The following is a 22,779-nucleotide window of genomic DNA, read 5'->3' as shown; positions in this document are numbered from 1 at the left end:
ACCCTAAATCATAATCGCGAAACTAGCTCAGAAAGGCGAGGGCGTTTTTCTGAGCTGAGCACTAAGCACTCTTGAGCTATGTCAGCAAGCATCTTAGTAATGTCGTTTTGTTCACTCACTACAGTCAGTAAATCATCGATGAAATAACCAAGGGCGCGTACTTCAATGCCTTCTAATAGCTGCTGTTGATCAGGCGTCAGCATTGATAAGTCTGTTGCCGCACCAAAGTCACCAAATAATAACTCGCCTTGTGAATTGATCATGCTGTTATGGGCATAAATGTCACCATGGCTTATTTGCTTTTGATGCAAATGGGCGAGGGTACTGGCCATTTGCTTAACGACTTTTAGCACTATTTCTGGCGCGTACTGGCAGTTGTCTTCGAATGTGTCTCGTGTACAAGTTGCAAGGGAAGGTGGCAAACCAAGATTCGTAAACTCTTTACTGATAAGCTCCATCACTAAACCGAGTTGTGACTCTTCATCAACATAGCCTAATGCTTTAATGAGATTTGGATGCTCACTGGCTTTTAAACAGCAATTTAGCTCATCGAGTGGATAACCATCACTGGTGATCTCGCCTTTAAATAACTTAAGAGCAACAGGCTGTTGATGCCAATTGGCTAAGTGAATAACCCCAGATGCACCTTGGCCAATCTGCTTTTTAATATCGATTTCATCCAGTGCAATTTGGCCAAACAGCTCACAGTGTAAGCTAGTTGAGCGATTTAAATCGTTACCAGAGAAGGCAAGCCAAGCAAGTTTCGGTAAAGCTAAAAGCCAATCTTCAACTTTTGTAAGCTTATTGGCACTTAAACGTATTAGCTCAAGCTCTTTACAATTAGCCATTGACTCTGGCAAATGTGTTAACTGATTACCTGCCAGTGCGAGCTTTTTAAGCTTGCTGTACTCACCAAATGTTTCAGGTAAAGCGGGGATTTGATTATCAGTTAAGATTAACCATTCAATCTGCGTTGGCAAACAGTGCGCTTCAAATTCAGTTATTTGATTACCTTTAAATGCCACCATGATTAAGTTTGGGCATTGTCTTAGCACCTCTGGTATATGTTTAAACTGATTAAATGATAAAAACAGCCGTTTTAGATTTTTTAATTTGTAAAAATCGTCAGGTAAATCACTTAGCTGGTTATTTGATAAATCAAGGATTTCTAACGTATCGGCTAGGGTATAAATTTCTTTTGGGAATTCGGTTAGTTCTGCAACAAGCTGAAGCCGGGTACAACCTTGTAAAGAACCGGCTTGTAACTCTTCGAGGGTATTCAATGTTGATTCCTTTGGGTTAAAAAGGTAAAAGGCCAACTTGGTTGGCCTTTTTAATTAAAACTGTGCGTTGTGGTAAACGTTTTGTACGTCATCACAGTCTTCTAGCATGGCTAAAAAGCGTTCCATGACTTCAACGTCTTCACCTTCAATCGGTGCTTCTACTTGCGGCACAAAGGCAATTAGATCTTCGTGGAAATCAGTAATTCCCATTTCTTCAAGTGCTGTACGCGTGTTGTTGTATTCTGTATGCGGAGCAAATACGGTAATTTTACCGTCTTCAACTTCTACATCAGTTACATCTACATCAGCCATCATTAGTGCTTCTAAAACAGCTTCGTCATCATCACCATCAAACACAAAAATAGCAAGGTGATCAAATAAGTGTGATACTGAGTTTTGCGCACCAATTTTTGCATTCGCTTTAGTAAAACAAACACGTACGTCAGCAAAGGTGCGTTTGTTGTTGTCGGTTAAACAGTCAACAATAATCATACAGTTACCAGGTCCGTAACCTTCGTAGCGAGTTGCTACGTAATCTTCGCCGCCACCACCTTTGGCTTTATCGATTGCACGCTCGATTACATGCGTAGGTACTTGGTCTTTTTTAGCACGATCGATTAAGCGACGCAGCGCTAAGTTGCCATCGGGATCAACACCACCATTCTTAGCGCAGATATAAATTTCTTTTCCGTACTTTGAATAAACTTTGGTTTTTGCACCCGCAGTTTTTGCCATTGAGTCTTTTTTGTTTTGATAAGCTCTGCCCATCTGCGTGTTGCCTTTTTGTTATAGATAAAAATAAAGCGGTTATTCTAATCATTTAACCCACTAGTTAACAGTATTTATTCATCGCTTTGCTGCAACTGCCACATTCGAGCGTATTCACCATTTGCAGCAAGTAGCTGTTGGTGCTGACCTTGTTCAACAACCTGTCCTTGTTTCATCAGAATAATTTTATCTGCGTCAGTAATTGTTGATAAACGATGTGCAATAACTAAGCTTGTGTGCCTTTGTGCGACTTCACGCATCGCACTAAGAATGGCTTGCTCTGAATGCGAATCTAGCGCCGATGTTGCCTCATCAAATAATAAAATCGGTGAACCTTTTAAAATGGCTCTGGCTATTGCAATGCGCTGCTTTTCACCGCCCGACACTTTTAAACCGCGCTCACCAACAAGGGTTTTATCGCCTTTGTCTAGGCTTGCAATAAATCCATCTAAATGGGCAAGGCTTATGGCTTTATCAATTTCATCTTCGCTTGCAGTTGGGTTTCCGTAGGCGATGTTTTCGCGAATGCTGGTATTAAATAGCACCGTATCTTGCGGTACGATGGCAATAGCTTGGCGCAAGCTCTCAAGTGTTACTGTGTTGATTGCTTGCTCATCGATATAAATTTTGCCCGCATCCACATCATAAAAGCGGTAGAGTAGGCGGCTTAGAGTGCTTTTACCTGCGCCACTGGCACCCACAATGGCTACCTTGCTGCCAGAAGTAACTTCAAAACTTAAGTTATTTAAAATCGGCCGTTGTTTGTCGTAACTAAAAGAGACATTTTCAAATCGGATAGCTGCTTTGGTTGCTTTTAATGGTTTTGCATCTTTGTCATCGCTAATGGCAGCTTTTCGATTTAACAGCCCGAGCATGTTTTCAAGGTCAGTCAGCGCACGGCGTATCTCACGATAAACAAAGCCTAAAAAGTTAAGCGGTAAAAATAGCTGGATCATGTAGGCATTGATCATCACAAGCTCACCTATTGTCAGCTCTTTATTGACCACTGAACTGGCACCTAGCCACATTAGCGCTGTAATAGCTGCGGCTATAATAAGTGCCTGCCCTGAATTAAGCGCCAGTAACGATAAACGATTTTTTAGCCTTGCTTGCTCCCATTTAGCTAAAAAGCTGTCGTAGGTGGTCGCTTCATATTGCTCATTGTTGAAGTACTTAACGGTTTCGTAATTTAGTAAGCTGTCGATAGCACGGGTGTTTGAGTTGTTATCGGCAGTATTTGCTTCACGAATAAATCGGTTACGCCACTGAGTTACTATCACAGTAAAAGCAATGTAAATAGCGACCGCGATAACGGTGACTAGTGCAAACCACGGCGAAAATAAGGTCGCAAAAATAATCGCTACTGTGATTATTTCAAATAAAGTTGGTACGATATTAAACATCAAAAAGCGCATTAAAAAGCTAAGGCCACTTGTACCACGCTCTATATCGCGACTAATTCCACCTGTTTGCCTGTCAAGATGAAAGGCAAGCTCTAAACTATGCAAGTGTTTAAAAACTTTTAAGCCAATATGGCGCATAGCGTGCTCTGTAACACGGCCAAATAATGCATCGCGAACTTCACCAAAAAACACACTGGCAAAGCGCAGCAAACCATAAGCGATCAGCAGGGCAATGGGAACACTCAATACCGGGTTTATACTTGCATCAACCGCGTCAATTATTTCTTTAAGTGCCCAAGGCATCAGCAATGTGGCGCCCTTTGCTGCAATAAGCGCCATTACGGCTAAAATAACTCGGCCTTTAAAGGTCATTAAATAGGGCCAGAGTGTTTTGATGCTTTGTGATAGGTTCATTGCATCAGGCGATCTCGTCACCTGTTCTTTGCGGCTCATTCCACGCATGGGGGTCTCTTAAAAATCAATTTGATAAAAATAGGCAAAAGCTTTCGTGTTTTAGGCAAGTGTATTTTGCAAATTTACCTCTATACTGAGTGCAGTATACACCAGCGCATTAGCAAATTTGTTAATTGCATGAGTTAAACACGAAGAAAATTAAGGAGTAAGCATGAAAACCGTCGGTTATGCAGCACATGATTCTGAAAAACCATTAGAGCCGTATCATTTTGAACGCCGTGCACTTCGTGATGAAGATGTATCAATTGAAATTCTTTATTGTGGCGTGTGCCATTCAGACTTGCACACCGCAGAAAACGACTGGGGCTGGACTCAATACCCAGTCGTGCCAGGCCATGAAATCGTTGGTCGCGTCCTTGAAGTAGGCAGCGGCGTTACTAAATACAAAGTGGGCGATAATGTTGCTGTAGGTTGTATGGTTGATAGCTGTTTAAGCTGTGACCAATGTCATCACGGTGAAGAGCAGTTTTGTCGTGAAGGTATGGTAGGGACTTACTCAGGACAAGATCGCATTAGCGGTGAACTCACTCAAGGTGGCTATTCAAAACACATTGTGGTGCGTGAAGAATTTGTACTGAGCGTGCCTGAAGGCTTAGACCTTGCTAAATGTGCACCAATTTTATGTGCGGGTATCACAACGTATTCGCCATTACGTACCTGGAATGTCGGCCCAGGTAGCCGTGTTGGTGTGATTGGTTTAGGTGGTTTAGGCCACATGGCGATTAAAATCGCAGCTGCAATGGGCGCACATGTTACGGCAATTAGCCGTAGTGATAAGAAAAAACAGCAGGTTTTATCTTATGGCGCAAAAGATTTATTGGTATCAAGCGATGAAGCTGCCATGCAAGCGCATGCTAATCAATTTGATGTGATCATTAATACCATTCCGGTAAAACACGACTTTACGCCGTATATCCCGCTTTTAGATATTGATGGGACTCAAGTATTGGTTGGTCAAGTAGGTGCGCTTGCTGAGTCTAATTCAGTGCCGTTATTAATGGGGCGTCGCCGTGTTGCAGGCTCATTGATTGGCGGTATTGCGCAAACTCAAGAAATCCTCGACTTCTGTGCACTACATAATATTTTGCCTGAAGTTGAAATGATCAAAATGGAGCAAATTAATGACGCATTCGATAAATTAAAGCAAGGTGATATGGCCTCACGCTTTGTTATCGACATGTCATCATTAGAGGTTTAACTCGTTTAATAAAGTTAAATTACTAAGCGGGCCAAAATGGGCTCGCTTTTATTTTAGTTATTTTTATTTAAGTAATACCTTGTGTTTTATTTTTTTACCCTCATTATAGCCATGTTATCCGCTTAATTTATTGGTCAGTTCTTGTTACGGTTTTTCTCAGTCATTATCTTGCTATTTACTGTGTTCTTTAGTGCACAGAGCATGGCTATGCCTGATACTCACTCACACTTTGCTGCGACTAAATTGTTCCAAGTCGAGCTGACTAAAACCCCAGTTATTTCCCAAACTCATACAGCAGAACACCACAAACCGGTAGAACCATCGGGGTTTGATACCCTTGTGCCGCGTTTAACTGCCAGTAATTCATCATTGTTTCTTTATCATAGTCAGGTTGACCCTGATTACGAGCTATTAATAGAATTCTTTGCTGAAGATTGGGGGAAAGAGCACTTTCTAGCGCCGCCAGGGGCTGTGCGTGAGATCCCATGGTTTGCCTTAGCAACCCAGCGTAAATCCCGCATTAGTGGCTGGAAAGACGCTAATCTTTTGTACAAAGCCAACACGACCTACCATAACTAAACGACTTCCTTCGTTACTTTTGTATTTTTGGAGTTAATTTTTACCGGCTGACAATGCCGGAAGGAAGTCATGTATGTCACATAAATCAAAGCCGGCGCTATGGCGTCGTCTAAAAATGAGTTATGTCGCTATGATAGCGGCGTGTATTTTACTAGCGGTAAGCGCATTACCTAATCTTTATCCTAATAAATCTTGGTTGCACATTAGCTTGCCAGATCAAACTGTGACGCTGCAAAGTGTGACAACTTCTCTAAACCAACATGGTTTTGAAGTGACTGAAGCCAATGATAGCCAAGCACAACTGGCTATTTTATTAAGCGAGCCAACCCAAAGTGCCAATGCGCTGAGTTTTATCAAAACACAATATCCACAGCTAGAGGCTAAAATTGTTGAGCATGCGACAAGCCCACAGTGGCTTCAGCAGCTTGGTCTTTCACCAATTAAGTTAGGACTCGACTTAAATGGTGGGGTGTTATTTGTGCTTGATGTTGACTTAGATAAAGCAATGCAAGAGCACTTAAGCAGTGTGTATCAACAAACTAAATTGGCGCTTCGTAAAGATAAAATTCGTGGTATTCGGGCAAGTGAAGTAAAAGGAGGGGTTGAGCTACAAATTTTACCAAGCTCCGAGGAGCAACTCGCAGGGCTCGTCTCAACGTTACAAGGTCAATTCAAAGGCCTGATGCAAACTAAATCAACCACTAATAACCTAACCACGGTATTACTGCATTTTAATGAGCAAAGCCAAAGCGAATTCAATAAACAAGTTATGGCGCAAAGCTTAACAACCCTGCGTGGTCGTATTGAAGAGCTTGGCATCACAGAAGCGGTAACGCAACGACAAGGTAAGCAGCGCATTCGCATCGAGTTACCCGGTGTGCAAGACCCATCTGAAGCTAAGCGTATTATTGGTGCAACAGCGACCCTCGATTTTTATCAGGTCGTCGAAGTAGGTGGTAAAGCGTTTAATGTGCAAGGCGGTGGCGTTGTTAATTTAAATCCTATAGCGATTTTTTCAGGTGATCACATCAATAATGCCAGTGTTGGTAAAGATGAGTGGGGCAAGCCTTTAGTTCAGCTCAGTTTAGACTCGCAAGGTGGTGATGCGATGTCTGCTTTTTCGAAGCACAACATTGGTAAGCCAATGGCCACTGTGTATTCTGAATACTCACGGGGTGAAAATGGCGACGTTGTGAAAAAAAGCGAAGTGATCAATGTGGCAAACATTGCTCAGCACTTAAGCTCTCGTTTTAGCATTACCAATATGAAAAGCCCACAAGCTGCTTACGATTTAGCGCTTCTATTACGTGCAGGGTCGCTCACAGCACCAGTGACCATTGTACAAGAGCAAACCATAGGCCCAAGCTTAGGCAGTGAAAACATTGAGCATGGCTTAGCTGCGTTAATGCTGGGTATCGGTATTACCCTTGCATTTATGGCGCTTTGGTATCGTCGCTTAGGGCTGATTGCCAATATTGCTTTGCTACTAAATTTAACTGCTTTAGTTGGTTTAATGTCGTTATTGCCGGGCGTTGTACTGACCTTACCGGGCATTGCAGGTCTTGTTCTGACGATAGGTATGGCTGTTGATACGAATGTGATTATCTTTGAGCGAATAAAAGAAGAGAAACGCAAGGGTCGACCTACATATCAAGCGATTGAGCAAGGTTATAACCAAGCATTTACGACCATTTTTGATGCCAATGTAACAACCATGATCACGGCGATTATTTTATATGCCATAGGTTATGGGCCTGTGAAAGGCTTTGCCATCACGTTAGCGCTCGGCCTATTAACTAGCGTATTTACTGGCGTTTACATTTCAAAAGCGCTTAGCCAAACACTGTACATAAAACTAACCAATTTAACGGGGGCAAAAGCATGAGTTGGTCTACTTTAACTGCCGCGAGTAAAGCGCGCGTTTTAGGGCTATTGCTAAGTTGTATTTTAGTCATCGCGAGCTTGGGTGTTTTATCTGTTAAGGGGCTTAACTTTGGCCTTGATTTTACAGGTGGCTACATTACTGAAATTAATACAACGTCAGTCACCACAATTACTGATTTAAAAGCAAAGTTAAGCTCTGAGGCTGCGAGCAAATTAACCATCACTAAAGCGGGTGAATATCACTTTGTTTTAAGAGAAGCGCCAGAGGTGAGTAAAGCCAGTACTTGGCAAGCAGAGCTGAATGAACAAGGCGTCGACTATAGCGTATTATCTAGCTCATTTTTAGGCTCACAAGTGGGTGATGAGCTTTTTGAACAGGGCTGTTTAGCTTTATTTGCAGCGCTGATTGCAATTATGGTTTATCTTGCCGTGCGCTTTGAATGGCGACTCGCAGTAGGTTCAGTGGTTGCACTGTTACATGATTTAACTTTAGTGCTTGGTTTGTTTTCTTTGCTAGGGCTTGAGTTTAATTTAACCGTGCTGGCGAGTTTACTGGCTATTATTGGTTATTCATTAAATGACTCAATTATTGTTGGCGACAGAGTCAGAGAGCTTTTACGTATTCAGCCAGACAATCAACGCATAAATACCCATGTTGTGATTAATGATGCAATTGGCTCTACGTTAACGCGTACATTGATCACCTCAGGCACAACACTTGCGACCATTGCCTGTATTTGGCTGCTTGCAGGGGCTGCATTAACGGGTTTTGCTATCGCGTTATTTGTGGGCATTGTGGTGGGGACATTCTCATCGATTTGTATCGCCGCGACCTTGCCGCAGTTATTGGGGTTAAGTTCAGAAAATTACACCCAAACACTGGATGATAAAACCAAAGCCTATATGGAGATGCCGTAAGTCAGTTTTATAACTTACTTTCATCAGCCGCTATTTTTCCATAGAATAGCGGCTTTTCTGTTTTAACTGCTTTGATATGAATAAAACACACGTAATTGAACATTTACGCTTTGCGCTTGAGGCACAACTGCAAAACGCTAAAGAAGCGGCAAAAGCGGCCCATGATGCAGCAACTCACGAAGAAAGTGTTGCTGAAACTCAATACGATACCTTGGGTTTAGAGGCTGCATACTTAGCGCAAGGGCAAGCTGAGCGAGTTAATGAGTGCTACCGTGATATTCAGGCATTCAATACGGTGTTTAAAGAAAGCGAATTTAATAAGGTTCGTGAAGGTGCATTAGTGTGTCTTATCGATGAGCAAGATAACGCAAAGTGGTTCTTTATGGGTCCAAGTGCTGGTGGCTTAGTGGTCACCGTAAAAGAGCAACCGATTTATGTTGTAACCCGAGAAGCGCCGTTAGGTAAGCAACTGATTGGCAAGCAAATTAATGATGAAGTAACACTGACTATTGCAGGAAATAAGCAGTTTTACAACATTACTGAAATACTCTGATCTAGAAAATTTATTAATCAATAAATTTCATCTTAAGGTAAAAAATAACTCGTTGGTCACAAAGCTAAAAACCCTCTATAAATCACATCAAGCTTAATGCTTATACCAATACGCTTAATTACACAATTATTGTGAATTGGTATTCCAAGCACCCATCTAGTTAAGTGAAGTTTAGCCTCATGCGTTCACTTAATTGGTTGGGTGTTTTCATTTTTTTCATAAGACTTAATTTAGGAAAAGTCGTGTTTAAAACCTTGATTGTGGTTGATAACAATGAGCAACGTATTGCTCAAAATTTCGAAAATGTCATTACCTTTGACACCTACTTACGTGATTACCCAAAACATAATGAGCCAAAAACGCGCATTTTAAACTTGTGTGATACAGGGCAGTATTTAAGTAAAGGTTATTATTGTTCTTTGCTTGCTGAAGCGAGAAAGCATCAGGTATTACCGAGTGTAAAAACAATTAATGCGCTCCGTAGCGATGAGCACAGCACGCGTCATAAAGAGCTCGCTGGTGGCACTGTCTTTTTTGGTCACACAGATAAAGAGCAGCAAAGTAAAGCAACCAAAGCATTATTCTCACAATATCCTGCGCCTATTTTGGTGTGTGATGAGCAAGGTGTTGTAAAACAAGGCACAATTGCATCATTAGATGACACTGGCTTTACAGAGTTTGTAAAACAACTCAGTAGCTTTACCGAGTCTGTGTGGCGCATTCACGATAAAAAACGTCGTTACCGTTGGGATATGGCTATATTGGTTGATCACCAAGAAAAAGTGCCGCCAAGTGATAAAGATGCCATTGCTAAATTTATTAAAGCAGCCGCTAAACATGGTATTTATGCTCAAGCACTGACATTTGATGAAATTACCAATATTGCACAATTTGATGCGCTATTTATTCGTCAAACAACGGCTATCGACCATCCAACTTATCGCTTAGCAAGTAAAGCACAAAGCTTAGGCTTAGTGGTCATTGATGATGCAGAGTCAATATTGCGTTGTTGTAATAAAGTGTATTTACACGATGCCTTTAATTATCAAAAAGTGCCGAGTTTAAAAACTCATGTTGTGGCTGATACAAACGAAGAGACAATTGAAAGTTTAGAAGCAAACTTTAGCTACCCACTGGTATTAAAAATGCCAGAAGGCTCTTTCTCTAAAGGTGTATTTAAAGTTGCTAATCGTGATGAGTTAGTTGCTAAGTTAACTGAGCTGTTTGAGTTCAGTGCACTTGTGCTAGCGCAAGAGTATATGTACACCGAATATGATTGGCGTGTCGGGGTGTTAAATGGCCGTGCAATTTATGCATGTCGTTATTTAATGGCGCGTAATCACTGGCAAATTTACAACCATGATGCAAAACGCTTTTTCTCAGGTGGTTTTGAAACTTTGCCAACGTTTGAGCTACCTAAAGTGGTACTTGATGCAGCATTAAAAGCCTGTAAAACGGTGGGTAAAGGTTTGTATGGCGTTGATGTTAAAGAGCATCAAGGTAAAGCATACGTGTTAGAAGTGAATGACAACCCGAGTATCGACCATAAAGTCGAAGATGCTTATTTAGGTGATGAGCTTTATATGATCATTATGGATGAGTTTAAACAACGCCTAGAAGCACGAGGCCGCGGTTAATGAACGCATCTGTTTGCCAAATCCGTTTTGCTCAGGCAACGGATTTGGCGGCCCTTGTAGCGATTGAAGAACAAAGCTTTAGTCAAGATAGGTTAAGTAGCCGTAGTTTAAAACGCTGGATCAGCGCAACGCATGGTTTACTGATGGTGGCAGAGGTAGATAACCAACTCGTTGGTTATGGTTTAGTGTGGTGTCACAAAGGGACGCGCCTCGCTCGGTTATATTCACTGGCTGTTTTACAATCTCAGCAAGGCAAAGGCATTGCCTCAAAGATACTGCTTGCGCTTGAAAACGAAACGGCTAAACGTGGCCGTTTATACATGCGTTTAGAAGTTGCGGTAAACAACCATTCAGCAATTCGCTTATATGAAAAACTGGGTTATCAGGTATTTGGTCATTACAGTGATTATTATGATGACCATAGTGATGCCCATCGAATGCAAAAAAACATTCGTCGTAATATCGAATTTAATGCCGATAAACACACGCCTTGGTATCAGCAAACAACCGAGTTTACCTGTGGTCCTGCGGCGCTATTAATGGCAATGTCATCCTTGAATGATACCGCAATGAGCCAACTCAAAGAGCTGGATATATGGCGTGAAGCGACGACTATTTTCATGACATCAGGGCATGGCGGTTGCCATCCTCTAGGGTTAGCACTTGCGGCAATGAAGCGAGGTTTTAAAGCTGATGTTGTTTTAAATACCCGTGATACTTTGTTTATTGACGGGGTGAGAAGCGAAAAGAAAAAAGCCATTTTGCATACCGTACACAATCAGTTTGTGGCTGAAGCAATCGCTGCAAAACTGCCTGTGAGGTATCAAGAGTTAACCTTGGCCTCCATTGAAGATTGGCTTGCTGAGGGTAAAGCGGTGGTGTTATTGATCAGCACCTATCGATTTGATGGAAAAAAATCACCGCATTGGGTGTGTGTAACCCATATTGATGAGCACTGCTTGTATGTTCATGATCCATTCTGTGAAAACGAAAAGCAATTGGCGATTGACTGTCAGCATGTGCCAATAGCCAAAGCCGATTTTAGCAAAATGGCGAGTTTTGGTTCATCACGACTCAGCACTGCGATGGCCTTTTATTTATAATTTTGATTGTTAGTTTGATTTGGAAGTACAGTGACACTGAGTAGTTTATTTGATATTGCCCCTTATTCTTGGTCAGCAATTGGTAGCGCCGCTTTTTGCGGCGCAATTATTGGTATGGAGCGCCAATTACGCGGCAAACCTGTTGGTATACGTACCTCAGCACTCATTGTGTTGGGTACCTATTTATTTCTTGCTACTGCATTTATGTTACATGGCGATGTGATAGACCATTCACGTGTAGTGGGGCAAATTATCACCGGTATTGGCTTTTTAGGTGCCGGAGTAATGCTTGCAAAAGATGGCGCGGTTGTCGGAGTAACATCCGCTGCAACGATCTGGGTATTAGCATCAATTGGTGTTGTCATTGCCACCAACAACTTACTAGCTGCAATAAAACTATCTGTGCTAGTAGTAGGTATTTTATATGGTGTAGATGTACTTGAAGCTAAATTTAAGAGTTTAGGTCGCGGCGTGCATGCCCGTGTAAAACGCTATTCAAAGTTGTATTATCGAAAAGAAAAGTGAAGTTAGATAATAGATTAGAGTGAGTCATGGAGCCTTGTTACACGATAAAGCCTGCTAGTTTAGACGATTTGTTACTTGTTGATAGTCAAATCCCTGAGTTTGATGGTAGAAATACGCTCGGTAAATTACAAGCAAGGATAGCAGGTGTTGAGTATTTAATTTTAGTAGCCTTTATCGATAATGAGCCTGTGGCCTACAAACTCGGTTATGCATTAGATTCAAATACTTTCTATAGCTGGCTTGGCGCAGTAGCGCCAAAGTGCAGAGGAAAGGGGATCGCACAGGCATTATTAAACGCACAAGAAACATGGGTTCAAGAGCACAATTACCGAGCTATTAAAGTTAAGTCGATGAACCGTTTTCCTGCAATGCTGAGTATGCTGATTAAAAATAGTTATGCAATAGTGGGTTATGAAGACAGAGGCTGCCCACAAGCTAGCAAAATTTTATTCTCCAAAGTCTTTGATTAGCCTAATAAATTCTAGACTACTCATACTCGGTGTGATGCCATTTTTAAACGTTTGACCATGAATATTGGCCATCTCGCCTGTTGTTAAAACAAGAATACTTCCGTCACTGAGCTCAAACGGAGTATTGACGGTAGCTAAGCCACACGTTTTCTCGCCAACGAGTGTTACATTTTCAAGCGATGATAGGCCAATTGCTAAAGCTTCAGCTGAACTTGCGACACTAGAATCAATCAAAACATAAATTCCAATAGGCTGATGTTTTAAATGATAGGTATCTGGTTGGAAATTGATTTTTTGTAGCGAGCTTTCATGGGCTATTCCATCTTTAAAACCAAATCTAGTAATGCTTCCAGATGACAAATGGAATTCACCTAATGTCTGTGTAGCGTCGAAAAAAGGGGAAAGTGCTTGTAACATAGGCCACATATTGCCGCCGCTATTTTTTCTTAAATCAATAATCCAGTATCGAGAGTTCTCGTTATCTTGAGATCTTATCTTATTGATTGAATTACTAACATATTGAGATTTCTCTTTCGTGGTCGTTGAGCCAATACTGGAAATTTTTAGATAAGCAAGTTTACCTTTTTGAAAATTCAGCTTAATTTTACTGTTATTAACACAGCGTTTTTTTGCACTAAAGAAAGTTGTATTTAAACCTTTAACTTTTAGGTAAGAGTGTGGCTCATTAAGTGATTTTATGAGTGATTTTAGGTTTAAGTTACCATATTCGAGATAAGCTGCTTTATTAGCATAATCAGTTTTATGGATAAAATGTAGGTCAATTAACTGTTTTACTTCTTGATAATTTGGTTCTGCAAATAAAGTTAAACTGCAAAAAGAAATATGGGCTAAAAGGCACCATTTGAAAATAGTCATTTTCTGCAATTTACTACTCACTATTTTGGCAGGCTTAATAAAAAGTGTACTCCCTCGTTGCTATCTATTACTGAGATATTACCTTGTAGTTGCTGCGTTACAATTTTTTTAGCAATACTAAGACCTAACCCCATTCCTGTATGGTTGTTTTTTCCTTTATAGAAAGGTGTAAAAATAGCGTTGATCTGATCATCTTCGATTCCGATGCCATTGTCAGTGTAATGAATTTTCAATATACCATTGTAATCTTGCATATCAATTTTGATTCGTGGTTTTTCAACGCCTAAAAATGCGTGCTCCATAGAGTTTTGTAGCAAAATGAACAGCACTTGTTTTAGTAAATCTATTTCAATTTCACATTCTGACTTGGAAGGCGAGTAACTAACCTCAAGCTTGGCATTCGTATCTTTAAGTGGTTGTGTTAAATGGTTAGTTAATGTATCAGCTAACTGTTTGAGGCTAAAGGGAGACTTTGATGATTGAGCTTTTGTGTATAGCAAGTCTTGTAAAATACGTATTTTATGGGCACAGGTGGTGAGGTTCCGTGTTAATAACTCATTAGTATTAGCCATTGTTTCAAGAGCCTTATATAGAGCTTTTTGGCCTAAACTTTTATTTTCAAGACTTTGGTGCGTGTTAGTAATTGATAAATTAGCCACATCAACTGCGGTTATGCAATTACCGAGTGGGGTGTTGAGTTCATGGGCAATCCCTCTTATTAGAGTAGCCAACTCCTCGAACTGTAGTTGTTCAAATGCTTGTTTTTGCTGATGAAGTAATTTTAGTTGGGCTTCAAAACTATGCTTGATGGTTTCAAGTAATTTAATAACAGGTTCACTGTAACTATGCGGTTTATTATCTAAAATACATATCGTACCAAAAGGGGTCGCATCGCCGGCTGATATAGGTAACCCCAAGTAAGAAATCATATTTAACTTTATATCAGGGTTATCTTTCCAATTTTCATCAACCAGTGCGTTAGATATTGATAATAGCTTTTGCGTTTTTATGACATGCTCGCAATATAGGCCAGAGCCATCTAAGCTTTCACAATCACCGATGTTATAGGGATTTTCGAGATGATCATTTTTTGAAAAAACACTGATAACGTTGTCTTCAACTTTCATAATTAAAGCAACGGGCACTTTTGCAAACATCGCTAAAACCTCAAGGGTTTTATTCCAACTTTGTACTAATTCATTATAATCAGGTTGATACATTATTTCCGACTCAGAGAAAAAATTACTGCTATCTGAAAGCTTAGTTACAAATTTAATTTCGGCAAATTAATGCTTGACTTAAATGATATTTTCAAAAATTTCTGAGTTTATCTTACTCGTTATCCGAATAACTTACGTCGCACAACTGTTCTGTATTCACTAGGAGTTTGTGATAGTACTTTCTTAAATACCCGTGTTAAATGACCTTGGTCGTTATACCCGACTTCAAGTGCGACTTCTTGAATCGATAAGTTTGAAGAGGCGAGTAATTCTTTTGCTGTTTGCACGCGAAGTTGTTGCCAGTATTCAATGGGGGTTTGGCTGGTGGCTTGGCGAAAGCGTCGAGTAAAGGTGCGATAGCTTAGGTTGAATTGTGCTGCAATCTCTTGCAAAGACAAATCTGATGTTAGGTTGTTTTTCAACCAAAATTGTATTTGAGCAATGAGTTCATCAGGATGCTTATCGACAGCTCCCTCAAGATAACGTTGATCTTCATATGGCTTACGGATTTCATGGGAAAAATTACGTTCAACATGTTGTGCAGCTTCTCGGCCGTAATATTGACTAATAATATGCACAATAACATCGGCAAGCGCATTTAAACTCGCAACCGTGTACATGCGCTCAGATTGCGTGATGAAAAAGTCAGGCTTGAGCTGGACTTTAGGGTAGTCACGTTTAAATTGTTCTGCGTAATGCCAGTGAGTGGTAGCAGGGTGACCATCCAGTAATCCTGCTTCTGCAACTAAACAATTACCTGTGCCTACACCAATAATATGACTTCCTTGCTGCCATGAATCCTTTAACCATTGCACTAATTTTTTTTGTTTATTGACGACAGGACGCGGATTACGCCAGATGCCAGGTACAATTATTAAATCACTTGTAGGGGCGGTGACTGTTTCACAGTCAGGTATAATTGCCAGCCCCGTTCTGTTGGGTATAGGCGCAAAGTTACTGGCTACTAAGTTGATATTTAGAGGGCAAAACTGTTGAGACTGATGATGGCTTTTAGCAAACGCTTCGCCAGCCCTCAACATCTCAATTGGTAGCGTGAGGCTGGTAATTAATAAATGGGGATAAACCAAGATACTGATTTCGGTGGCTTTAGTTTGTTGAAGTTTTGTCACTTTAATTGCTCCGACCAGTTGTTTTTGGCATTTCATGCATAATATTTGGCTATTTAAGCATAAAGAAGCGTTGGTAATCCATTTAAACTTAAGCGAATTATCGTAACACGTTTTCTCAAGGTAAATTATGACAGCATTACCCGTTATTGTTGGTATGGGTGGTATTAATGCCGCTGGCCGCACTTCTTTTCATCAAGGTTATCGTCGTATCGTGTTAGACAGCTTGGACGCAAAAGCCCGTCAGGAGACATTTTTAGGCTTAGCGACTTTAATGAATTTAGTTACATTGACAGACGGTGTTTTAAAAGATGCAAATGGTAATACCGTCAATGAAGCAGATATTGAAACACAATTTGGCGAGCAAATTTTAGCTGGCACACTTATTCGTAAAATTGAAAAAAACCACTTCGATGTAGATGCAACGCCATGGCAGCAAAAAATGACGTTAACAGCGTCTGATGAACAACAGATTGTTTTTGAAACGCGCCGTCGTGATTTACCATCTCCAGTGCCAGCAAGTTGGCAGGTCGAAGACCTTAGTGATAAAAAAGTGAAAGTCACTATTAGTGCTGATCTTGCTATCAAGCATGACAGCACGCGTGATAATCCAATTAAAGCGGCAGGTCAATTACCGACAGGTTTTGAACCTTCAGCTATGTATAACAGCCGTTATCAACCAAGAGGCTTACAAGCAACTATCTTTGCCGCAACCGATGCTATTCGTTCAACAGGTCTGCCGTGGCAGCAGGTAATGAACAGTGTTGAGCCTGATCAAATTGGTACATACTCAGCTTCTGTGGCAGGTCAAGTTGATGATGAGGGTTTTGGTGGATTGATACGTGCGCGTCAACAGGGCGATCGCGTAAGTACTAAACAGCTTGCACTTGGCTTAAACACCATGTCGACTGACTTTATCAATGCCTATGTAACAGGTAATGTGGGTACAACTTTTACCACATCAGGCGCGTGCGCCACGTTTTTATATAACCTGCGTGCCGCAGTAAACGATATTCAAGCGGGTCGTACACGAGTAGCTATCGTAGCGTCTGTTGAGTGTGCTATTACGCCAGAAATCGTTGAAGGTTTTGGTAATATGAGTGCACTTGCAAATGAAGAAGGTTTAAAGCGTCTTGATAATACTGATGTGGTTGATCATCGCCGCACAAGTCGTCCATTCGGTGAAAACTGTGGCTTTACTATTGGTGAAGGTGCACAGGTTGCAATTTTAATGGATGATGCACTGGCATTAGAGTTAGGTGCTGATGTGTTAGGTAGCGTTGTTGATGTGTTTGTCAACGCAGATGGTATTAAAAAATCAATCACAGCGCCGGGTCCTGGTAACTATATTACAATGGCTAAATCTGTTGCATTGGCGAGCAGTATTGTTGGTCAAGAAGCGGTACAAAAACGAAGCTTTATTTTGGCACATGGCTCGAGCACGCCACAAAATCGCGTAACAGAATCATTAATTTATCATAAAGTAGCACAGACATTTGCGATTGATAATTGGAAGGTTGCAGCACCTAAGGCGTATGTGGGTCATACTATAGCGCCAGCTAGTGGAGATCAGTTAGCTATGGCGTTAGGTGTGTTCAGTCATAATATTATGCCGGGTATCACGACAATCGATAAAGTGGCGGATGACGTTTATAGCGAGCATTTAGATATTCGTACTCAACATTACCAATGCGATGCAATGGACATTGCATTTATTAACTCTAAAGGATTTGGTGGTAATAACGCAACGGCAACAGTACTTTCACCAACAATCACATTAAAAATGCTAGCAAAGCGTCATGGTGATGCGGTTATGGCGCAATATCAAGACCGTCATACTCAAGTTGCACAAGCCCAAGCTGACTACCAAAAACAGGCTGATTTAGGTCATTATGAGCTTATATATCGTTTTGGTGATGGACTAATTGACGAAAATGACATTGAAATTTGTGAAGATTCAATGACAATCCCTGGTTTTGATAAGAAGATTTTGTTAACAAAATCAAACCCATACCAGGATATGTTTTAAGATCAAGACATGTTTAAGCACATTCTTGACAGCAAGGCGCTTTTAAAGCGCCTTTTTTAGTGCTATAAATGTTCCTATCTAAGGGAATAGGAGCAATTACTCATGATCAAACTTACTAAATTTGCTGTACTTTGTTCACTAATCGGATTACCAACACATACTTTAGCACGAGACGTTAATGACTTAGGTATTGACGTACAAGCTGCTACATCGGCCTATATCGTTAAAAATCAAAATCCGCGTTTTGCTGGTAGCTACAATGGCTCTCGATTAGAAGGGTGGGCGTTAATGTCGTATGTAGTTGACACACAAGGTAAAGCGAAAGACATTGAAGTGATCATGGCCTCCGATACCCGTGGTAGTGAAGAAAACGCAGAGAAATATTTAACTAATTTAGAGTTTGCACCAGCCACTAAAGAGGGTAAAACAGTTGAAGGTGGGTATCTATTTTCATTTGAAGTAGGGAAATATTTTAACGGTTACTCAAATGATAAAGCGAGCCGTGGTTTTATTAATGAATACGATGAAATTAATAAAATGCTGCAAGCCAAAGAGTTTAAAAAAGCTGAGCAGGCATTGGCTAAGTTATATAAAGATCATACCAAAAACACCTCTGAGCAGGCGTTATTTGCTTGGTTAAAAAGTCAATTTTATTACTACCAACAGCAATGGTTTGGCTTTGATGAGCAATTGTCGATAGCCTATTTATTGCGAGCAAAATTACCAACAGATATTCAGTATTTAGTCGCTAAAAGTGCTCTGCAGTGGTATAGCTTTAAGGGCGATTTTAACCTCGCTTACAATGCTATTTATGCACTTGATAATATCGAAGGTAAAGAATTCTCAGAAGAAAACAAGCTTGCTACAATTAAGCAAATTGATGACTTGTTAGCCCGCACACCGCAAATCAATTCACAAATTAATGTTTCAAAAGATAAGCTGTCTTATTTATCTTTGTCTCGCGGTTCTATCAAGATAGAGGGCGCAAGTGATGTATCTAAATTACAGATCCGTTGTGCTGATCAAGTCATTGATCTTGAAGCCAGTGAGTTAGTTAACTATGTTATTGATGAGCAAAGCAGACGCTGCGGTTTATTAGTTAAATCTGCAAACCCAGCTGAAATTAAAGTTAAACAAACCGGGTATGCCATTGTTAACTCTAAATACGATGCTAGTTAGCTGTTTACTTTAAGCGTTTAACATACCTTAGCGTTACGAAATTAATTAATGCCATTAAAAAGGCAATTTCGTAGCGACTGAATGCCACAGCTATGCCAATAAGTCCCATATTCCAAATACTGGCTGCTGTGGCTGTTCCATAAGTTGAATTTTTGTTCTTCAAAATGGCACCGCCACCGATAAAGCCAATACCTGTGATAATCCCTTCTAGTACTTTTGATTCTGCCTCTGAGCTTGTTAATACAGACATGCCTACTAATGCATAACCACAAGATGCAACGGCTACTAACGGAAAAGTTCGAAGACCAGCGCCATTACTGGTTTTTTCACGGTCAAATGCCATGGGCAAGGCAAGTAAATATGCAATCCCTAAGTGAATTAAATTATCGAGAATTTCATACCAATCAAAATTAAAGTCCATACTTAGCTCCTTGCGATGTTAATTTTGACTGAGCTGCAATTTCAATACCCGATCAACAAATTTAATAAAATGAGGAAACTAGGGACATGTAGCCGGGTTTTAAAAAGTAAGGCTTGGTATAATTTGCGCTTTTTACGCATTGCTATGTCATTTTTTCAGTCTTTTGGCTGTTTGAATTTCAGCCATGCTAACAGTATGCTAATCACGCTGAATAAATAGGCTTCACTTTGAAACATTCCACCTCACCTCTTGAAAAGACCGCGCTTGCACTGTGTATGTTTGGTGCTCTCATTGCTGTTATATTGCCGGACATTATCACTGAGCAAGTACAACCGTTTGTACAAATGGTTTTAAAGTGGATAGGTAGTAGCTTTTTCTTGATGATCAATTTTTTATTGTTTGCCATCATAATATTAGCCGTAAGTCCATTAGGAAGCCGCAAAGTTGGTGGCGAACATGCTGTTGTCGAGTATTCAAACTTTGGTTGGTTTGCTATGCTGTTTGCTGCTGGAATGGGCTCAGGGTTGGTTTTTTGGGGTGTAGCAGAGCCTGCATTACACTCCCTTGACCCACCACTTAAACAAAGCTTATACCCAGACAGACTAGCAAGTAGCTTGGCTTTAACCTTGGTCAATTGGGGAGCTCATGCTTGGGCTCTTTATGCAGTCTTTGCATTAGTTCTTGGCGGGTTAACACAGTACAGTGGTAAGTCAGGAGATATATGTGCTCCTGTTTTAACGGCACTTGGCAACCGGTTTGATAGGTCTGCAAAATATACAGTCTCGTTTATTGTAAAATTAACTGCGGTGCTCTCGATATTTTTTGGTGTAGTGGGGACCATAGCAAATTCAACTTTACTGATCAGTAAAGGTGTTGAGATCGAGTTGGGTGTTACTTCAACATTATTAGTTGGGTCTTTAATCGTTTGTTTGTTAGCAGTTATTTATTCTCTGTCGGTTAAGTTTGGTTTACGTCGCGGTGTGCAATCACTGAGCATATTTAATGTGCTTTTGGCATTTAGTTTGCTCGTTTGGTTGCTAATAGTGGTGCCGATTGCGCCTATTATTAAAATTGCATTAGATGGAACCGGCTACTATTTACAGTTACTTGCGACCGGCACTTGGCAATTTGATAGCCAATTAAAAACACCAGATTGGGCCAATCATTGGACATATAACTACTACTTTTGGTGGTTAGCGTGGGGACCATTCGTCGGCGTGTTTCTAGCCAAAATTAGTCAGGGGCGTAAGGTTTGGCAATTTATTATGGCGGTTGTGTGCATTCCAACTTTAGTCACAATTATCTGGTTTGCGACTTTTTCAGGCGCAGCGATTGAATGGGATAGACTCAATCAAGCAGGCATTTTAGCTGCAATTAGACAAGATTACAGCCAAGGCCTATTTGTATTTTTTCATCAATTAGGTTGGCAAGGGACCGTGTTTATTTGGTCAAGTTTGTTATTACTATTGGTATTTGTGGCAACCTCAGCTGACTCTGCAATTTTAGTGATAAGAGAGCTTGTTGGAGCGAAAAATAATCGTGTGACCCTCTACGCATGGTGTTTTGCTTTATTTATATGCAGCTTTTCATTATTGCTGTTACAAGATGAGCCCTTAAATCGTAGCGTTGCAATTTTAGGCGCTTTACCTTTCTTACTAATATTTTTATTGCAGCTGGTTGGTTTTTTAAAAGAGTTTATTCGCGATATTTGTGATTAATACCAACCCAAGAACAATTACCTCAAAGTAGATCACTTAATTAAGCGAGTTGGTATCACTACATTTTCTTACAGTAAAATTAAGCGTTTGCTATTATGCTCATAAAATAAGCTTAAGTGTATTGGAGGACCCATGCTTAATTGTTGTCAAATAAACCATGTCATAAAAGAATGTGTTGTGGTTAAAGCTGAACCGAAAAAAGACCTACAATGATGGATAGCTTTAACAATGAAGATTAACTTCTCAAAACTTGTTATCTACTCACTAATTTATCAATTAACGGGGTGTACCTTGGCGGGAGCCTTTATTGATGGTTCTGCAAAAAACTCACCATCAACTAAGCTTGGAAATACAAATGCAAATCATGCTAAGACTACAATAAAAGATCCCGAGGGTTTCTCATTCGCAAAGCTAGGTTTTGAAATTGACAGTGCTGTGATTGGCTTATTAAAACCGAAAGACAAAGAACCGCAACTGGTTTGCAGGCAAATCAGTCAAAGTATCAAAGAGTGTGAGGAAATAAAGACCTCACACTAGTCATTACTTATTACAAATACTTTTGATGAAACATTAGGTGTTCATCAATAAAGCTGCTGATAAAGAAGTAACTATGATCATAACCAGCGTGCATGTTAATTTCAGCTGGGTAATCTTTTTCGTTCACGACAGCAAATAAGTTCTCGGTTTTGAGTTGCTCAGTTAAGAAGTTATCGGCTTCACCTTGATCAATACGCATCGGTAAATAATCGTCAGCAATTGCTTTTTTCATTAATTCACAGCTATCGTATTCGAGCCAATTTGCTTTATCACTGCCAAGGTAATTGCTAAACGCCTTTTCACCCCAAGGGCAATTCATCGGGTTCACAATCGGGCTAAAAGCACTAGCGCTAACGTACTGCTTAGGGTTTTTAAGTGCAATCATTAGCGCGCCATGACCACCCATAGAGTGTCCGGCAATGGCTTTTTTGTTAGTAACAGGGAAGTGCGCCTCAATCAGTGCTGGTAACTCAGCAACAACATAATCGTACATGTTGTAATGCACATTATAAGGTGCTTGGGTTGCATTAACATAAAAGCCTGCACCTTGACCAAAATCGTAGTTTTCGTCGTCAGGAACATTATCACCGCGCGGGCTAGTATCTGGGGCGACGATAGCAATACCTAGTTCAGCCGCTTTTTTAAAAGCTCCCGCTTTTTGCATAAAGTTTTCATCAGTGCAGGTTAAACCTGATAACCAATACATTACAGGTACTTTATTCGTTTCGCTGGCACCAGGCGGTAAAAATATAGCAAAGCGCATGGCACAATGTGTACTGTTAGCTTGGTGGGTATATTGTTTATGCCAGCCACCGCTGACTTTTGTTGAGCTTATGTTTTCTAGCATAACCACATCCTTGAAACAAAAGCGCTAGGT

Annotated in this window: 21 protein-coding genes; 13 read left to right on the top strand and 8 right to left on the bottom strand. The window is 40.5% G+C overall.

Going from position 1 to position 22,779, the window contains the following annotated elements; all coding sequences use genetic code 11:
• Positions 1 to 8: 8 nt before the first annotated feature.
• From QL229_RS04195 to QL229_RS04185, 3 genes are all read right to left on the bottom strand, one after another.
• Positions 9 to 1,283 (bottom strand): protein kinase, encoded by a 1,275-nt coding sequence (locus tag QL229_RS04195; protein WP_138557608.1) that lies wholly within the window; start codon positions 1,281 to 1,283, stop codon positions 9 to 11.
• Positions 1,284 to 1,337: 54 nt separating this feature from the next.
• Positions 1,338 to 2,051, bottom strand: a complete 714-nt coding sequence (locus QL229_RS04190) for a YebC/PmpR family DNA-binding transcriptional regulator (protein ID WP_138557607.1) — start codon at positions 2,049 to 2,051, stop codon at positions 1,338 to 1,340.
• A 74-nt stretch (positions 2,052 to 2,125) separates the two neighbouring features.
• Positions 2,126 to 3,907: an ABC transporter ATP-binding protein/permease gene (locus QL229_RS04185; RefSeq protein ID WP_249930217.1), complete on the bottom strand. Its 1,782-nt coding sequence runs from the start codon at positions 3,905 to 3,907 to the stop codon at positions 2,126 to 2,128.
• 172 nt (positions 3,908 to 4,079) lie between these two features.
• Here QL229_RS04185 and QL229_RS04180 point away from each other — a divergent pair, with 172 nt between their 5' ends.
• From QL229_RS04180 to QL229_RS04140, 9 genes are all read left to right on the top strand, one after another.
• Positions 4,080 to 5,126, top strand: a complete 1,047-nt coding sequence (locus QL229_RS04180; protein WP_138557606.1) for an NAD(P)-dependent alcohol dehydrogenase — start codon at positions 4,080 to 4,082, stop codon at positions 5,124 to 5,126.
• 207 nt (positions 5,127 to 5,333) lie between these two features.
• The gene (locus QL229_RS04175; protein WP_138557605.1) at positions 5,334 to 5,705 is read left to right on the top strand and encodes a hypothetical protein; all 372 of its coding nucleotides are present in this window, start codon (positions 5,334 to 5,336) and stop codon (positions 5,703 to 5,705) included.
• A gap of 73 nt (positions 5,706 to 5,778) precedes the next feature.
• Positions 5,779 to 7,590 carry a protein translocase subunit SecD gene (gene secD, locus QL229_RS04170; RefSeq protein ID WP_138557604.1) on the top strand — a complete coding sequence of 604 codons (1,812 nt, stop codon included), beginning with the start codon at positions 5,779 to 5,781 and terminating at the stop codon, positions 7,588 to 7,590.
• A complete protein-coding gene (gene secF / locus QL229_RS04165) occupies positions 7,587 to 8,507 on the top strand; it encodes a protein translocase subunit SecF (protein WP_138557603.1) in 921 nt (306 codons plus the stop codon). Before secD ends, secF begins: the two co-directional genes overlap by 4 nt.
• 76 nt (positions 8,508 to 8,583) lie before the next feature.
• Positions 8,584 to 9,060, top strand: coding sequence for a GreA/GreB family elongation factor (locus tag QL229_RS04160; protein WP_138557602.1), 477 nt, complete (start codon positions 8,584 to 8,586; stop codon positions 9,058 to 9,060).
• A 242-nt stretch (positions 9,061 to 9,302) separates the two neighbouring features.
• Positions 9,303 to 10,697: a RimK family protein gene (locus tag QL229_RS04155; RefSeq protein ID WP_138557601.1), complete on the top strand. Its 1,395-nt coding sequence runs from the start codon at positions 9,303 to 9,305 to the stop codon at positions 10,695 to 10,697.
• Entirely contained in the window at positions 10,697 to 11,800 is a 1,104-nt protein-coding gene (locus QL229_RS04150) for a GNAT family N-acetyltransferase/peptidase C39 family protein (protein WP_138557600.1), read from the top strand. The genes QL229_RS04155 and QL229_RS04150 overlap by 1 nt, the downstream gene beginning before the upstream one ends.
• 30 nt (positions 11,801 to 11,830) lie before the next feature.
• Positions 11,831 to 12,325 (top strand): MgtC/SapB family protein, encoded by a 495-nt coding sequence (locus tag QL229_RS04145; RefSeq protein ID WP_138557599.1) that lies wholly within the window; start codon positions 11,831 to 11,833, stop codon positions 12,323 to 12,325.
• 26 nt (positions 12,326 to 12,351) lie between these two features.
• Positions 12,352 to 12,795 carry a GNAT family N-acetyltransferase gene (locus QL229_RS04140; protein ID WP_138557598.1) on the top strand — a complete coding sequence of 148 codons (444 nt, stop codon included), beginning with the start codon at positions 12,352 to 12,354 and terminating at the stop codon, positions 12,793 to 12,795.
• Here the strand turns inward: QL229_RS04140 and QL229_RS04135 are convergent.
• The 3 genes from QL229_RS04135 to QL229_RS04125 form a co-directional block, all read right to left on the bottom strand.
• Positions 12,772 to 13,671 (bottom strand): S41 family peptidase, encoded by a 900-nt coding sequence (locus tag QL229_RS04135; RefSeq protein ID WP_138557597.1) that lies wholly within the window; start codon positions 13,669 to 13,671, stop codon positions 12,772 to 12,774. The genes QL229_RS04140 and QL229_RS04135 overlap by 24 nt on opposite strands.
• A 20-nt stretch (positions 13,672 to 13,691) precedes the next feature.
• Positions 13,692 to 14,891, bottom strand: coding sequence for a GAF domain-containing sensor histidine kinase (locus QL229_RS04130; protein ID WP_135924892.1), 1,200 nt, complete (start codon positions 14,889 to 14,891; stop codon positions 13,692 to 13,694).
• Between the two features lie 119 nt (positions 14,892 to 15,010).
• Positions 15,011 to 16,021 carry a helix-turn-helix domain-containing protein gene (locus tag QL229_RS04125; protein ID WP_249930216.1) on the bottom strand — a complete coding sequence of 337 codons (1,011 nt, stop codon included), beginning with the start codon at positions 16,019 to 16,021 and terminating at the stop codon, positions 15,011 to 15,013.
• 127 nt (positions 16,022 to 16,148) lie between these two features.
• Between QL229_RS04125 and QL229_RS04120 the strand changes: the two genes are divergently transcribed.
• Together QL229_RS04120 and QL229_RS04115 are read left to right on the top strand one after the other, a co-directional pair.
• The gene (locus QL229_RS04120) at positions 16,149 to 18,047 is read left to right on the top strand and encodes a beta-ketoacyl synthase (protein WP_138557595.1); all 1,899 of its coding nucleotides are present in this window, start codon (positions 16,149 to 16,151) and stop codon (positions 18,045 to 18,047) included.
• A 102-nt stretch (positions 18,048 to 18,149) separates the two neighbouring features.
• Complete coding sequence (locus tag QL229_RS04115) at positions 18,150 to 19,226, top strand: energy transducer TonB (RefSeq protein ID WP_138557594.1); 1,077 nt, start codon at positions 18,150 to 18,152, stop codon at positions 19,224 to 19,226.
• Positions 19,227 to 19,230: 4 nt separating this feature from the next.
• Here the strand turns inward: QL229_RS04115 and QL229_RS04110 are convergent, their stop codons facing one another.
• Positions 19,231 to 19,647, bottom strand: a complete 417-nt coding sequence (locus QL229_RS04110) for an MgtC/SapB family protein (RefSeq protein WP_135924881.1) — start codon at positions 19,645 to 19,647, stop codon at positions 19,231 to 19,233.
• Between the two features lie 227 nt (positions 19,648 to 19,874).
• Between QL229_RS04110 and QL229_RS04105 the strand changes: the two genes are divergently transcribed.
• Positions 19,875 to 21,365: a BCCT family transporter gene (locus QL229_RS04105; RefSeq protein ID WP_249930215.1), complete on the top strand. Its 1,491-nt coding sequence runs from the start codon at positions 19,875 to 19,877 to the stop codon at positions 21,363 to 21,365.
• A 228-nt stretch (positions 21,366 to 21,593) separates the two neighbouring features.
• On the top strand, positions 21,594 to 21,902 hold the full coding sequence (locus tag QL229_RS04100; protein WP_138557593.1) for a hypothetical protein: 309 nt from the start codon (positions 21,594 to 21,596) through the stop codon (positions 21,900 to 21,902).
• 10 nt (positions 21,903 to 21,912) lie between these two features.
• On the opposite strand, the gene fghA is transcribed toward QL229_RS04100, so the two are convergent.
• Positions 21,913 to 22,749 carry an S-formylglutathione hydrolase gene (gene fghA / locus QL229_RS04095; RefSeq protein ID WP_138557592.1) on the bottom strand — a complete coding sequence of 279 codons (837 nt, stop codon included), beginning with the start codon at positions 22,747 to 22,749 and terminating at the stop codon, positions 21,913 to 21,915.
• Positions 22,750 to 22,779: the final 30 nt, after the last annotated feature.

Origin of the sequence: Pseudoalteromonas sp. PAR1 (assembly GCF_947311895.1) — a bacterium.
In the GTDB taxonomy this organism is placed as follows: Bacteria; Pseudomonadota; Gammaproteobacteria; order Enterobacterales; family Alteromonadaceae; genus Pseudoalteromonas; species Pseudoalteromonas lipolytica_C.
Note: the sequence above shows the minus strand (reverse complement) of the source record. Positions and strands in the feature narration are given on the sequence as shown.

Excerpts from the sequence above, each read along its gene's own strand:
- QL229_RS04190 (WP_138557607.1), bottom strand. The coding sequence starts at position 2,051 with ATGGGCAGAGCTTATCAAAACAAAAAAGACTCAATGGCAAAAACTGCG.
- QL229_RS04185 (WP_249930217.1), bottom strand. The coding sequence starts at position 3,907 with ATGAGCCGCAAAGAACAGGTGACGAGATCGCCTGATGCAATGAACCTA.
- QL229_RS04180 (WP_138557606.1), top strand. The coding sequence starts at position 4,080 with ATGAAAACCGTCGGTTATGCAGCACATGATTCTGAAAAACCATTAGAG.
- QL229_RS04175 (WP_138557605.1), top strand. The coding sequence starts at position 5,334 with ATGCCTGATACTCACTCACACTTTGCTGCGACTAAATTGTTCCAAGTC.
- secD (WP_138557604.1), top strand. The coding sequence starts at position 5,779 with ATGTCACATAAATCAAAGCCGGCGCTATGGCGTCGTCTAAAAATGAGT.
- secF (WP_138557603.1), top strand. The coding sequence starts at position 7,587 with ATGAGTTGGTCTACTTTAACTGCCGCGAGTAAAGCGCGCGTTTTAGGG.
- QL229_RS04160 (WP_138557602.1), top strand. The coding sequence starts at position 8,584 with ATGAATAAAACACACGTAATTGAACATTTACGCTTTGCGCTTGAGGCA.
- QL229_RS04150 (WP_138557600.1), top strand. The coding sequence starts at position 10,697 with ATGAACGCATCTGTTTGCCAAATCCGTTTTGCTCAGGCAACGGATTTG.
- QL229_RS04140 (WP_138557598.1), top strand. The coding sequence starts at position 12,352 with ATGGAGCCTTGTTACACGATAAAGCCTGCTAGTTTAGACGATTTGTTA.
- QL229_RS04135 (WP_138557597.1), bottom strand. The coding sequence starts at position 13,671 with ATGACTATTTTCAAATGGTGCCTTTTAGCCCATATTTCTTTTTGCAGT.
- QL229_RS04130 (WP_135924892.1), bottom strand. The coding sequence starts at position 14,891 with ATGTATCAACCTGATTATAATGAATTAGTACAAAGTTGGAATAAAACC.
- QL229_RS04120 (WP_138557595.1), top strand. The coding sequence starts at position 16,149 with ATGACAGCATTACCCGTTATTGTTGGTATGGGTGGTATTAATGCCGCT.
- QL229_RS04115 (WP_138557594.1), top strand. The coding sequence starts at position 18,150 with ATGATCAAACTTACTAAATTTGCTGTACTTTGTTCACTAATCGGATTA.
- QL229_RS04110 (WP_135924881.1), bottom strand. The coding sequence starts at position 19,647 with ATGGACTTTAATTTTGATTGGTATGAAATTCTCGATAATTTAATTCAC.
- QL229_RS04100 (WP_138557593.1), top strand. The coding sequence starts at position 21,594 with ATGAAGATTAACTTCTCAAAACTTGTTATCTACTCACTAATTTATCAA.
- fghA (WP_138557592.1), bottom strand. The coding sequence starts at position 22,749 with ATGCTAGAAAACATAAGCTCAACAAAAGTCAGCGGTGGCTGGCATAAA.